General features: G+C 52.6%; 12 protein-coding genes. 5 read left to right on the top strand and 7 right to left on the bottom strand.

Annotation, left to right across the window (positions count from 1 at the left end; translation table 11 throughout):
- The first annotated feature begins 231 nt into the window (after positions 1–231).
- Complete coding sequence (locus tag KO503_RS13380; protein ID WP_215992085.1) at positions 232–1776, top strand: SulP family inorganic anion transporter; 1545 nt, start codon at positions 232–234, stop codon at positions 1774–1776.
- A gap of 396 nt (positions 1777–2172) precedes the next feature.
- On the opposite strand, the gene KO503_RS13375 is transcribed toward KO503_RS13380, so the two are convergent.
- From KO503_RS13375 to KO503_RS13365, 3 genes are all read right to left on the bottom strand, one after another.
- Positions 2173–3453, bottom strand: a complete 1281-nt coding sequence (locus KO503_RS13375) for a TRAP transporter large permease (RefSeq protein ID WP_215992055.1) — start codon at positions 3451–3453, stop codon at positions 2173–2175.
- A 2-nt stretch (positions 3454–3455) separates the two neighbouring features.
- Entirely contained in the window at positions 3456–3986 is a 531-nt protein-coding gene (locus tag KO503_RS13370) for a TRAP transporter small permease (protein WP_252731085.1), read from the bottom strand.
- 96 nt (positions 3987–4082) lie between these two features.
- Positions 4083–5069 (bottom strand): TRAP transporter substrate-binding protein, encoded by a 987-nt coding sequence (locus KO503_RS13365; RefSeq protein ID WP_215992054.1) that lies wholly within the window; start codon positions 5067–5069, stop codon positions 4083–4085.
- Positions 5070–5564: 495 nt separating this feature from the next.
- On the opposite strand from KO503_RS13365, the gene KO503_RS13360 reads away from it, so the two are divergent.
- Positions 5565–6302 carry a ribonuclease activity regulator RraA gene (locus KO503_RS13360; protein WP_215992053.1) on the top strand — a complete coding sequence of 246 codons (738 nt, stop codon included), beginning with the start codon at positions 5565–5567 and terminating at the stop codon, positions 6300–6302.
- A gap of 99 nt (positions 6303–6401) precedes the next feature.
- Here KO503_RS13360 and KO503_RS13355 read toward each other — a convergent pair whose 3' ends face one another.
- On the bottom strand, positions 6402–6713 hold the full coding sequence (locus KO503_RS13355) for a cupin domain-containing protein (protein WP_215942091.1): 312 nt from the start codon (positions 6711–6713) through the stop codon (positions 6402–6404).
- Positions 6714–6737: 24 nt separating this feature from the next.
- Positions 6738–7481: an SDR family NAD(P)-dependent oxidoreductase gene (locus KO503_RS13350; RefSeq protein WP_215992052.1), complete on the bottom strand. Its 744-nt coding sequence runs from the start codon at positions 7479–7481 to the stop codon at positions 6738–6740.
- 544 nt (positions 7482–8025) lie between these two features.
- Between KO503_RS13350 and KO503_RS13345 the strand changes: the two genes are divergently transcribed.
- The gene (locus tag KO503_RS13345; protein ID WP_215992051.1) at positions 8026–8718 is read left to right on the top strand and encodes a GntR family transcriptional regulator; all 693 of its coding nucleotides are present in this window, start codon (positions 8026–8028) and stop codon (positions 8716–8718) included.
- Between the two features lie 10 nt (positions 8719–8728).
- Here the strand turns inward: KO503_RS13345 and KO503_RS13340 are convergent, their stop codons facing one another.
- Positions 8729–9313 carry a flavin reductase family protein gene (locus KO503_RS13340; RefSeq protein ID WP_215992050.1) on the bottom strand — a complete coding sequence of 195 codons (585 nt, stop codon included), beginning with the start codon at positions 9311–9313 and terminating at the stop codon, positions 8729–8731.
- A 148-nt stretch (positions 9314–9461) separates the two neighbouring features.
- Here KO503_RS13340 and KO503_RS13335 point away from each other — a divergent pair, with 148 nt between their 5' ends.
- Together KO503_RS13335 and KO503_RS13330 are read left to right on the top strand one after the other, a co-directional pair.
- Positions 9462–9953, top strand: coding sequence for a GNAT family N-acetyltransferase (locus KO503_RS13335; RefSeq protein ID WP_215992049.1), 492 nt, complete (start codon positions 9462–9464; stop codon positions 9951–9953).
- A 50-nt stretch (positions 9954–10003) separates the two neighbouring features.
- The gene (locus KO503_RS13330) at positions 10004–10780 is read left to right on the top strand and encodes an EcsC family protein (protein WP_215992048.1); all 777 of its coding nucleotides are present in this window, start codon (positions 10004–10006) and stop codon (positions 10778–10780) included.
- Between the two features lie 5 nt (positions 10781–10785).
- On the opposite strand, the gene ptsP is transcribed toward KO503_RS13330, so the two are convergent.
- On the bottom strand, positions 10786–13038 hold the full coding sequence (gene ptsP, locus KO503_RS13325) for a phosphoenolpyruvate--protein phosphotransferase (protein WP_215992047.1): 2253 nt from the start codon (positions 13036–13038) through the stop codon (positions 10786–10788).
- Positions 13039–13269: the final 231 nt, after the last annotated feature.

The raw sequence follows: 13269 nt of genomic DNA, 5'->3' as shown, positions 1-13269 counted from the left end.
CAGTCTGGCAACTATGCTGTGTGTCGGCGACACTGTCTAGTTTTCGTGCAACAGATGTTAGCGCGCACATCTGTGCCTCAAACGGAATGTGTGACAGTCGCAAAAGCCCGTGCTATATGGCGCGCAAACGTACAATCAGACATTTGGGGAACTCCCGTGACACAATCGACACTCGCCGCTTTTGCGGAGAAATTATCATTGCCGAATAGTGGCAATACGCGGCTGACGCCGATGCAGGCCAAGACGGATGTTTTGTCTGGCTTGACCGTGGCTTTGGCTTTGGTGCCCGAGGCTGTGGCCTTTGCTTTTGTGGCGGGGGTGAACCCGCTTGTCGGTCTTTACGCGGCCTTTATGGTCGGGCTTGTGACCTCGCTCATCGGCGGGCGTCCAGGGATGATTTCAGGGGCCACGGGCGCGCTGGCGGTTGTGATGGTGGCTTTGGTCGCGGATCACGGCGTTGAATATCTGTTTGCCACTGTGGTGTTGATGGGGATTTTGCAGATTTTGGCGGGAGTGTTCCGCTTGGGTAAATTCATTCGTCTTGTGCCGCATCCTGTGATGCTGGGCTTTGTGAATGGTTTGGCGATTGTGATTTTCTTGGCGCAGATGACGCAGTTTAAGATGCCGGATGCAGCGGGCACTATGCAGTGGATGCCAGCGGGGACATTGGCGATGATGCTGGGTCTTGTGGCGTTGACCATGGCTGTTGTCTGGGGCTTGCCCAAATTTACCAGTGTGATCCCAGCGCCTTTGGCAGGCATTTTGGTCACGGCAGTGGTTGTGATCGTGTTCGATATTCCAGTGCCACGCGTGGGCGATTTGGCGTCTATCGAGGGTGGTTTCCCGAAATTCCACATTCCAATGGTGCCGATGTTTGACAGTATGCCACAGTTCTTTGATGTGATGCATGTGATCTTTCCCTACGCGTTAATTTTGGCGGCAATCGGTTTGATCGAGAGCCTCTTGACGCTGAACCTTGTGGGCGAGATCAAGGGCGAACGCGGCGGCGTGTCTCAAGAATGTGTGGCACAGGGCGTGGCTAATGTTGTGACCGGTTTCTTTGGCGGCATGGGCGGTTGTGCGATGATCGGGCAATCGATGATCAACGTGAAATCGGGCGGACGCACACGTTTGTCCGGCTTTTCAGCGGCGATCTTTTTGTTGGCGTTTATCATGATCGCGTCACCACTGATCGAGGTTATTCCATTGGCCGCGCTGGTGGGCGTGATGTTCATGGTGGTGATCGGGACCTTTGCGTGGAATTCGTTTAAAGTGATGCGCAAGGTGCCACGTATCGACGCCTTTGTGATCGTGCTTGTGACCGTGGTGACGGTGTTCGAAGACCTTGCGATTGCTGTGGTTGTGGGCGTCGTTGTATCGGCTTTGGCCTATGCTTGGCAGAATGCGTCACGGATTCACGCCAAGACATATGAGACACCTGAGGGTGCGAAAGTGTATCAGATTCAGGGGCCTTTGTTCTTTGGCTCAGCTGAAGGGTTTCAAGAGCTGTTTGATCCAGCGAATGACCCAAAAACGGTGATCGTTGATTTCTCTGACAGTCGCGTTGCGGATCAGTCTGCCTTGAACGCGATTGAAAGCGTTGCTGCAAAATTTGAAGCAGCAGACAAGGAAATTCAGTTGCGTCACTTGAGCCACGACTGTCATCGTTTGCTGACCAATGCAGGGCATTTGATGGTCGATAGTGATGATGATCCTGATTACGAGATCGCTACGGATTACACTGTGCGCACAGGAATTCTATCCGGCGGTCACTAAGCCACATGAGATAGATTGAGATGAAAAGCCCTCCGGTTTCGGGGGGCTTTTTCGTTGGGGCCGTGCTGTCTATCGCGGTTGGCGCGATGAGCCTTTCGAACACACCTGATGAGTAGGGGGCTCAGACGGCGTGAGTGCTAAAGGCAACGTCAACGTAAGGGGCCGTTGTTTGTTCTCTCGGTCTTGGTGCGCAAGGACACGAGGTGTCGTCTGGGTCTGAAGGGGCGGAAATCACTTTGCCGGTTGGGGGCATCGGGCCTCTTGCCTCGTGTCCCGTATGTCATTTGGAGCTATGTCAACCAAAAGACGGCGATCAGAGTTGGCTGTCGTTACATACAAAAATGCCACCGCCCTATGTCTAAGGCGATGGCATAATGTTTTCAAAGTCTCGTTTGATTATTCGTAAAGTGACGGCAACCAAAGAGAAACAGCAGGGATGTATGTGACTAAGATCAGAGCAAACAAGATGGCCAAGTAGAATGGCCAGATGGATTTGAGCGCTTGTTCAATTTTAACTCTACCTACGGCGCAGCCAACGAACAGACAGGTCCCAACAGGAGGCGTGCATAGGCCAAGTCCGAGGTTGATCAACATCATGATGCCGAATTGTACAGGATCCATGCCCAAGCCGACTGCGATGGGCAGGAAGATCGGTGTACAGATCAGGATCAAAGCGGCCATGTCCATGATCATGCCGAGGCACAACAGGATAAGGTTGATCATGATCAAAATTACGATGGGGTTGTCCGAGATAGACACCAGCAAGTCGCTGAGTTTTCCTGGCACTTGGTACAGGGCCAAAAGGTAAGCAAAGGAGCTTGCGAAGGCGATCAAAATCATCACCATGGCCGTTGTACGCACAGCGCCAACCACAGAGACTTTGAAGGCGTCCCAGCTGAGGCTGCGGTAGTAGAACTTGGTCAACAATACAGCGTATACTGCACCGAAGGCACCAGATTCAGTCACAGTGAAGATACCAGACAATGTGCCACCTACGATGATCACAGCTGTCATGAAGCCAGGAAGCGCATCAATAGACGCATTCAAAATTGCGCGCCATCCAGGGAAAGGCTCAGAGGGGTAGTTGTGCTTGATCGACAAGATGTAGGCCGCAATCGCCAAGCAGACACACATCAACATGCCGGGGATCACGCCAGCGAGGAACAGTTTGGACACAGAAATCCCGCCACCTGCCGCAACCGCAAAGATGATCATGTTGTGGCTTGGTGGAATGACAATACCGGCGATGGAGGAGGTCACCGTCACGTTCACCGCGAAATCTGGGCGGTAGCCGCGTTCTTTCATCACGGGGATCAAAAGTGACCCAAGCGCTGAAATATCTGCAACAGCAGAACCTGAGATGCCGCCGAACAGCATACTTGAAAATATGTTCACCATCGCCAGACCACCTTTGAGGTGGCCAACCAAGGCGGATGCCAACTTAACCAAGCGCGAGGCGATACCACCGTGCAGCATGATTTCGCCTGCAAAGATAAAGAAGGGAATGGCAAGAAGAGAGAACACAGTCACACCCGCTGTCGCACGTTGGAACGTGATCAACATAGGGAAGCCTTCGAACCAGAAGGCGGACGCAGCGGCGATGCCCATGGCGAATGCAACAGGAAAACCGATAACAACAGTGACGCCAAAGACGCCTAATAGAATGGCTAAACCCATGGTCAGTGTTCCTTGTAATCGTCTGTGAGCGACCATGCTCGAAACGTTAAAATGCGCATGAGTGCGCGGGTGCCCGCAAAGAGAAGGATCAATGCGCCACACGATGTAATGGCCAATGTGCGAAAGCTTTCTGGGATATTGAGCATCGGCAGTTTCGAGGACCAGCCGAACTTCATCAGCGTGATGCCAGCAATCAACATAATCGCACCAAAGATGGCCAAAGTGATGTCGATTGCGATAATCGCGACCTTTTGTGAGCTGACCGGCAGCATGTCGCGAAAGAGTGTCACCCCGATATGCGTGTCCTCTTTGACGCCTGCTGCGGCACCCAAAAAGGCGATGTAACAGATCAAGAGAAGAGCGAGCTGTTCAACCCATGTGGGGGTCGAGTTTAAGACGTAGCGCCCAAAGACGAGCCACCCGAAGGTGGAAATCAAAACGACGAGAGACACAGCAGAGACGCCGAGACAAAGGGTGCTAATACGATCAAGCGCCCGATCAAGAAATCTAAGCAAGGGGGTTGGATGTGACAATGTAGCCTCCGTATCACAAATGGACGAGCCTACAGGAGCGCAAAAGGCCCGCTTGCACCATGTCAAACGGGCCTTTCAATCCTGTGTGGATCGTTATCAGTCCGCGTTGCGGATCATGTTAACCAAGTCAGCAAGGTCTGGGTTGTCTGCAAGGAAGCCCTCGTAGACAGGTGTCATCGCAGCTTGGAACGGTGCTTTGTCAGCAATCGTGTTCACGACTGTGCCGCCAGCTTTAACAGTTTCCATGCTTGCCGCTTCGCGCTCTTGCCACAGTTCACGCTGAAGATTAGCACTGTTGCGGCCTGCGGTCATAACGATATCTTGCTGCTCAGGAGTCAGTTTTTCCCAAGTTTTGAGGCTCATACAGAGACATTCTGGAATGATCAGGTGCTCTGTCAATGAGTAGTAAGATGCAACCTCATAGTGGTTTGTTGACTCGTAGGATGGTGGGTTGTTTTCCGCACCGTCAACAACGCCAGTCTTGATAGACTGGTACACTTCTGCGAAGGCCATTGGTGTGGCGTTGCCATCCATTGCTGCAACCATGTCAACGAACAAGTCGTTGTTCATGACGCGCATTTTTAGACCTTCAACATCAGCTGGTGTGTTGATTGGGCGCACAGAGTTATAGAAAGAACGCGCGCCAGCGTCGTACCAACCCAAAGGAACGATACCTTTGGCAATCATGCCCGCGCCGATTGCCTCACCAACTTCACCATCCATCATTTCATACATCGCAGGGATGCTTGGGAAGATGAACGGCAAAGACACAACATTGGTCTCTGGGATAGATTGACCCATCGGCCCAAGGCTGAATTCACCAAAGTCGATGACGCCGAGACGAATTTGCTCGATCGCGTCAGGCTGGCTGCCCAAAACGCCGTTGTGGTATGTTTCGGCAGTCACTGCGCCGTCAGTTTTTTCGGCGATTTCATCTGCGAATGAATCCATCGCGAGAGACACAGGGTAGTCTTCTACGTGGATGTTCCAGCCGCGCATGTCGAGAGCATTCGCCATGGATGCGGTTGTGCCAACAAGTACAGCACCGAGTGCCAGTTTTTTAAAGCCACTTACAAATTTCATTGTGATCCTCCCTGATCAATTTGAATTCGGGCGCGAGCCGCCTTGTCGCGAAATGGTATTGCGAGAAGACTTATACGCCATGTTCAATACTAGTATTCTAGAAAGTAACGGCTGTCAAAATATGTTTGCCCTTGATAGTCGTCTTCGAGAAAAAAACATGTAACATGTTGAAGTTAAACGTTACTTAATGATTTCTATTTTACCTCCATGTGTCACCTTGCTTTGTTCGGCTTAAACTTTATGCAGAATCTTGGTTCGAATGCATAAAAAATAGCCCTAGCGCGAGGTGTGTGTTACTAGTATACCAGAATCCGTAGGCAGTGTCGAAAACTCAATGAACGTACCGTTTGAAATGCGGCTCAGACTTGGTTTTTGTCATTACTCCATTCTGGTCAATCGCCTGTTGCTCGGCTGAGCATAGGTGCTTGGCCGACATAAGCATTGGCGTGCAATGCTATCGCCAAGTCAATGATAGATCCGCATGAGGACATATATATGCCAAACCCCAAACCCGCTTCCGAGCTGCCTTTGAACAGCGATACTATTGAACTTCTGAAAGGGGTCAGTACGGCCACAGTGGCGACGCTGCTTTACAAGAAAGGGTTTAAATCCTGTTTTATTCAGGGTGTTGGGCCACTTCAGGCAGACACAAAGCGCATGGTCGGTCCTGCATTCACATTGCGTTATATCGCGGCGCGCGAAGACACTGATCCGATTGAGGCCTTTCGCGAAAGAGACCACCCACAACGTGTTGCGATTGAAACCTGCCCAGAGGGGTCTGTTCTGGTTATGGATTGTCGGCAAGATTCGACTGCTGCCTCTGCCGGCTCCATCTTGTTGACCCGCCTTGAGGGGCGTGGCGGTGCAGGTGTTGTGACAGACGGGGGAATTCGCGATGCAGCGGGGGCTGCCAAATTGGACATGCCCGTCTTTGCAGCCAAAGCCTCTGCGCCAACGAATCTGACCAAACACCACGCCATCGACATTGATGTGCCCATCAGCTGTGGCGGCGCTGCGGTCTATCCTGGCGACATTATTCTAGGCGACGGCGACGGTATCATGGTGATTCCGCGTCACCTCGCGAATGAAATCGCAGCAGAAGGTGCACCTATGGAGCTGTTTGAGGATTTCGTTCTTGAAGAAGTGAAGCGCGGTGTTTCGATCATTGGACTGTATCCGCCGACCGATCCCGATACTTTGGAACGGTTTGAGGCTTGGAAAGCGAAGGACTGATCAGCAATCTGCATGCGATAAGAGTGTAATAAGGCGCACCCGAGTGATTTGGGTGCGCCTTTTGTGTGATCTTATGTCGTTTGGTGCGAAGCGTCGACTTTACAAAAAGTCGTCACGGCGTGGCGTGAAGCTGTCGATCAATGTGCCGGGCTCCAAGCAAACGCAGCCATGAAGCTGACCAGAGGGGACGACGAAACTGTCGCCAGGGCCAACTTCGTGTTGTTCATCACCCAATGTAAACGTGAAGCGCCCACTTTCAACATAGGTGGACTGCACATGTGGGTGGTTGTGAAGCGCGCCAGTGGCGCCCTCCGCCGCAAAGCGGAAGGCGACCACCATTAGGTGAGGGTGATCGGATAACACTTGTCGTGTGACGCATTCGCCTGTCGTAACAACCGGATACTGTGACATATCACTCAATCCCTCATCTCTGATTTAGCTGAACAGCATGCCGCCGTTGATGTCGACGTTTGTCCCTGTGATGAACGAGCTGTCGTCACATGCGAGGAACAGAACCAAGTTGGCAACATCTTCGATTGTACCTTGGCGTTTCACAGGTGCAGCCGCTTCATAGCCGCGACGACCCGCGTCAGGTGTGTGGATGTTGTGGAAATCCGTGTCGATCATGCCTGGGCACAAAGCATTGACGCGGATTTTTGGACCCAATTCTTTGGCCAAACCACGTGTCATTGTCATGACAGCGCCTTTTGATGTTGCATATGCAACAGCACCGCCGCCGCCACCGTCACGTGCAGCTTGGCTTGCAAGGTTAACGATTGTGCCTGTGTCCATGTGCGCAAGGCACGCTTTGGTCATCAAGAACGTGCTGGTCAAGTTCAGGTCCATTACTGCCTGCCAGTGCTCAAGAGGCATTTCGGCGATGGTTTTGCGTGCGATCAAGCCGCCAGCGTTGTTGACTAAAACGTCAACTGAACCGAAATCTGCAACAGTTTTGGCAACAAGCGCCTCAACATCTGCAACTTTGGTCAAGTCGCCTTTCAATGCGAAAGCTTTGCCACCGTTTGCGATGATTGTCGCAACAGTTTTTTCAGCGCTTTCGCTGCTTGCGAAATAGTTGATCGCAACATTTGCACCCTCGGATGCCAATTTAAGTGCCGCTGCCATGCCGATGTCGCGTCCGCCACCGGTGACGATTGCTGTTTTACCCTGAAGTTTCATTCGTTTAGCTTCCTTTTCGTTGTAAATAAGATGCGGCAGTTGAGAGCCGTCGAATCATGAGGTGCAAAAGCAACTCTTGTGCTGTAAGGCTGCCCTTCAAAAATGCGCATTCGGTAGGGGTGTCCTCCCTTGGTCGCATGTTTGGTCGAGCCATTTGATGTTGAGCTACATCTCAGCCCCGATCTTTGCAGACAAGGGTGCAGTATTGGGTGTGTTTTGGGCGTCCAAGCGGTGAACGGCAAGAAACGTGCTCGCGGCCTTTATGTACTTGGGACGTCTAAAACCTAACATATGTGCCTCACATGCATTCTAATTGTGCGCTTTGCGCGTGCAATGGGCGACTCTTGCGTCACCCTCTGTTCTGGGATACTAGTAATCAATGCAATGTTCCAGTGAAATTTATCAAAGATTGGTTGCGCAAATCTGCAAACCCACCTTCGGTAAATCGTAAAGCTCAGGAATCGAGCCTCTTGGAGTTTGGTGCGAAGGCGAATACAACCGAGTTTCGAAGGCAGACGATAAGAACGAATAGGGAGGTGGCGTTGTGCCGCGAGTGATACAGGACGGTGTAAGGCGGACAAGTGTTGATAATATCTTCGATTATATACAAGAAGAGATTTTAACGCTGAGGTTGCGCCCTGGAGATAAAATTTCCGAAGCCGATATTGCGGCGCGTTTTGGCGTGTCACGCCAGCCTGTTCGGGATGCCTTCAGTCGTCTGTCTAACCTTGATCTGTTGCTTATCCGTCCGCAGCGTGCCACCGAGGTAAAGCGCTTTTCCATGCGCGAGATCGTGAAATCCCGTTTTGTGCGTGCCGCTGTAGAAACCGAAGTGCTGCGCCGCGCCGCACTTCAGTGTGATGCGGCCAGTGCGGCCAAATTGGATGCTGCATTGAAAGACCAAGAACGCGCCATTGCCGACCGCGATGTCGATGGTTTCGGTAAGTTGGATTATGCCTTTCACGAAATGCTATGCGGGATCGCGCGGGCTGAATTCGCCTTTGATGTGATCATGGCAGAAAAATCCAAAGTGGATCGTTTGTGTATGCTTGGCCTGTCCAAAGAGGATCGCATGCCAGAACTCGTTGCAGACCACCATGCGATTGCAGATGGCGTCAAAGCAAACGACCCTCTCAAGGCGATTGAGGCAGGGATGCTGCATTTGTCTCGATTGGATGAAACGATCGAACAGATTTCGTCCACGAATGCCAATTATTTCGAACCCTTTGAACGTTAACCGTTTTTAGTTAACTGTCGGGACGCACCAGCTCGAATAAATCTGTCACCTGCGCGTAATCTCGGTAGCCTAGGCGTGACAAAAGCTGTGCAGAGATCACGTCAAAACGCCCGTCAACAATGCAATCATCTCGCATGTGCACACCAGTGACTTCGCCAAAAATGGCGTGATTATCTGCACCCTCAAGCCGAATAATCTGTGTGACTTTGCATTCCAAAGTGGCCGGTGCATTTACAACGCGTGCGCAAGAAATCGTATCGCATTCGGTTTTAGTGAGGCCGGCATGTACGAATTCATCCACGTCTGCGTTGAGAACTTGCGATGACAGGTTCATAGCTTGTGCCATAGGTGCGCCGACCAAATTGACTGCAAATACACCCGTGGCCTCAATGTTATTCAGGCTGTCTTTGCGTCCTGCGCTTGAAAACATCACTTGCGGCGGTACATAGGCGACAGCATTGAAAAATGAATAGGGGGCAAGATTATCGATGCCGTCTTTCGAGCGCGAAGAAATCCAGCCAATTGGACGCGGTGACACGATGGCATTGAACGGATTGTGCGGCAGGTCGTGGCCGTCTTCGGGGCGATAAAACATTGTTGGGTCTCTCTGTCCAAAAAAGGCGCGTGAAATGCAGCGCGTGATGCGTTGCCCCTTACCTAGTGCCATGATAGCAGAATTTCGAGCGAAATATCGCGCGACAGATTGGGTCGCTTGATGTGAAAGATGTGAACAGGGGGCTGGGGTGTACAAACTCGAAGTCGAAAATGCAGATGACATGTGGGAGGTCGAAAGCCTTTATGACACATGTTTTGCCCCTGGGCGCGAAGCTTTGTCCTCGTATCGGCTGCGCGATGGTGTCCTCAAAGTTACCGATCTATGTCTTGTCGCACGCGATGAACTTGGGATTGTATCGGCGGCTATTCGCTATTGGCCCATTCACATTGGTCCGCAAAAAACCGTGGCTTTGCTGCTTGGTCCCATCGCCGTGCATCCAACACGTCAAGGTGAGGGCTTGGGCGGGTTGTTGATGCAAGACAGCATGGAGCGCGCGCGCGTTTTGGGGTGGGAACGGGTGATGTTGGTGGGCGATGAACCCTATTATCGTCGTTTTGGATTCACGCTGCTCAAAGACGTGCGTATGCCGCCACCGACAAACCCTGAGCGGGTTTTGGGTGTGGCTTTGACGGAAGGCGCTTGGGACGGTGTCTCTGGTTTGGTCGAACGGGTGATGTGAGGCGCTAATTGGCACTTGGCAAAGTTGAAACCAGTCCCCACATTGTTTCCATGAAACAGAAAATACCCAGCCTATATGACGGAGAGGCCGCTGTTTTGCAGGCCCCCACACCCGAAGCCATCCGCGCATTGGCCACACGATTGCGCCGCGCCAATAATCCGGGGATGCAGGTGCTCAATATGGTGGGGGGCACGGCAGACGGTTTGTTCAGTAAACTGCCCACGCCTGTGCGCAGTCAGTTGGAAACCGTCACCATGTCGGCACTAGAATTGGCCTTTGATGGTGCGTCGCGGTCCCGTAAAAACGGTTTTGAGGGCGGCGGTTGGTTGTCGAAAGCGGTGTCGTCTGGCCTTGGGGCTGTGGGCGGGGCAGGTGGGTTACCCACTGCTTTGGCCGAGCTGCCGGTGACCACAACAATTTTGCTGCACGCGATCCAAGCCGTCGCAAAAGAACATGGGTTTGACCCCGAACGTGAGGACGTGCGCAAGGCTTGCATCACGGTCTTTGCCGCCGCTGGGCCGCTTGAAGATGATGACGGTGCGGATCTTGGGTTTCTTACCACCCGCACCACGCTGACGGGAGCGACACTGCACGGCATCATTGCCCGTGTCGCGCCGCGTTTGTCTGTTGTCTTAGGGCAAAAACTTGCGGCGCAAACCGTGCCTATACTCGGTGCCGTTGCTGGTGCCGCGACCAACTATGCCTATACCACCTATTACCAAGACATGGCGCATGTGACATTCGGAATGCTGCGCCTCAGTGAGGATTCCGGCGAAAGTTTCGAGGCTCTCAAAGACATGTTGCGCGCAGAAGTCGCATCTCAATAACAGGGTTAAGCTGTGATGCCTTGGTCGGCCAAATAGGCTGCCACATCCGTCCTTACGGTCTGTTCGCCGCGCGTGGCCGCGGCATCAATCAATTGCGCCACGGCATCCAAGTTCACTTGACGCAAGGCGTGTTTGATCGGGCCGATTGAGGCTGGGCGCATAGAAAGGGATTTCAATCCCATTGCCGCAAAACAGATCGCCTCGAGTGGTCGTCCTGCATCTTCGCCACAGAATGACACAGGCGTTCCATGGGTCTCGCAGCGATCCACGATTTGACGAATGAAACTTAAAAACGACACATTCAACGTGTCATAGCGCCGCCGAACCCGTTCGTTTTCGCGGTCCGCCGCAAAGAAGAACTGTTTTAGGTCGTTACCGCCGATTGATATAAAATCAGTCTCGATAAAGAATTGATTAGGCGCAAAGGCCAAGGAAGGCGTTTCCAGCATTGCGCCCACTTCGACGGATGTGGGCAGCACGTGCCCCAAGCGTTCCTCATTAGCAAGCTCGGCATCGAGCATTGCACGCGCAGCACGAAATTCTTCGAACTGGGCCACAAAGGGGAACATGATCGTCAGCGGGCGTCCCGCGCAGGCGCGGATAAGGGCCTGCAACTGCATCCGCATCACGCCACGTTTATCAAGCCCAACACGGATCGCGCGCCACCCCATTGCGGGATTCGGTTCGTCTTGGGGTTTCATATAGGGCAGGACTTTGTCTGACCCGATATCGAGCGTGCGAAAGGCCACTCGTTTGCCGCGCGCGGCGTCCATCACGTGACTGTAGAGTGTGGCAAGCTCGCCGCGTTTGGGCACGGAGTTGCGGATCAAAAATTGCAGCTCTGTGCGAAACAACCCAACGCCTTCAGCGCCGGATGAGGCGAGCGACGGGAGATCCGCCATCAGACCTGCATTCATGTGTAGAGCAATGGTTTTACCGCATGGCGTTGTCGCTTTTTTATCGACGAGATCGATGTAGGCCTTGCTGGCTTCGGTTTGCATGGCAATTTTGTCGCGAAAGGCTGCGGCAACGCTGTCTTCGGGGCGCAAATGCACCACGCCCTGATCGCCATCGACCAAAACGGCATCCCCATTGAGCGCCTTTGTAGTGATTTTTGCGGCATGAATGACCAAAGGAATGGCCAAAGCTCGCGCAACGATCGCTGCGTGAGACCCGACCGAGCCTTGTTCTAAAACAATGCCGCGCAAGGATTTTCCGTATTCCAGCAATTCGCCAGGGCCGATGTTGCGGGCGATCAAAATAGGGTCGTCGGGCATTTCTGCACCAGTGTCCGATCCTTGCCCCGTCAAAATGCGCAACATGCGGTTGGACAGATCATCAAGATCATGCAAACGCTCGCGCAAATAGGCGTCAGGCACATTGGACAAACGGGTGCGCGCCAAGGATTGTTCTTTTTCAACGGCGGCTTCCGCAGAAAGACCACGGCTGATGTCCGTTTCCATGCGGCGCAACCAGCTGCTGGAATTGGCGAACATGCGATAGGCTTCTAGCACCTCGCGCTGATCTTTTTCTTTTGTGTCTACGCCAGATAGCATTTCATCAACCGAAATGCGCAGGGTGCTGACCGCATCGCGCAATCGCTCCAGTTCGACGTCTGGATCGTCAGCCACAGGATTTGTGACAACCACGCGCGGCTCATGCAAATAGACGTGGCCTTCTGCGACACCTTCTTGGCCGGTTGCTCCGCGAAACATCACTGGATTTTGGTGCAGTGCACCAAGCGCGGATTCTTCGCCGATAAAGGCACCAAGTTCGGTCATTTCTGCCAAAACCATCGCCACAACTTCGAGGGCGTAGAGTTCGTCATCTGAAAACTGGCGCGCTTCTTTGGATTGGACAACCAGAACGCCAAGAGTGTCGCCAAGGCGTTGAATGGGCAGGCCTAAGAAAGACGAATAAATCTCTTCGCCGGTCTCAGGCATGTAGCGAAAGCCTTTGGACGAGGGGGCATCCGCAGTGTTGACGATGCGTTTGGATTTGGCAACTCTGCCGACCAAACCTTCGCCGATGCGCATACGCGTCTGGTGAACCGCTTCGGCTTTTAAGCCTTCGGTGGCACAAAGCTCTAAGGTTTCACTGTCGCGAAACAGGTAGATCGAACACACCTCGGTGTGCATCGAATCCGCGATCAAGTGGGTGATACGATTAAGGCGCTCTTGACCCGCGCCATCTTCGGCCAAGGTGTCCCTTAGACGACCAAGCAGCTTTCGGCTTTCACTTTCAAGACTTTGCGACATTATATAATGCTCGTTCCCAGTTGGCCTGTTCTAGGCTCTCTTTTACTAGAGCATAGATGGCCCCCTTGCCCATAGAAAATCAAGGACAAGAGGTCGCGTTTTTGGAGATATTAAAAAATAAGCGCATATTTTCCAAAACTTACGCTGCGCCTGCATGGTTTTTCTGCGCGTGCATTGTTGTTTCTGGGTGTGTGTTTCCAACGAATAACATTTGTTTTGAATTTTTTTGGC

It is taken from the genome of Pacificibacter marinus (genome assembly GCF_018860505.1).
In the GTDB taxonomy this organism is placed as follows: Bacteria; Pseudomonadota; Alphaproteobacteria; order Rhodobacterales; family Rhodobacteraceae; genus Celeribacter; species Celeribacter marinus_B.
This window is presented reverse-complemented; position numbering and strand designations above follow the sequence as displayed.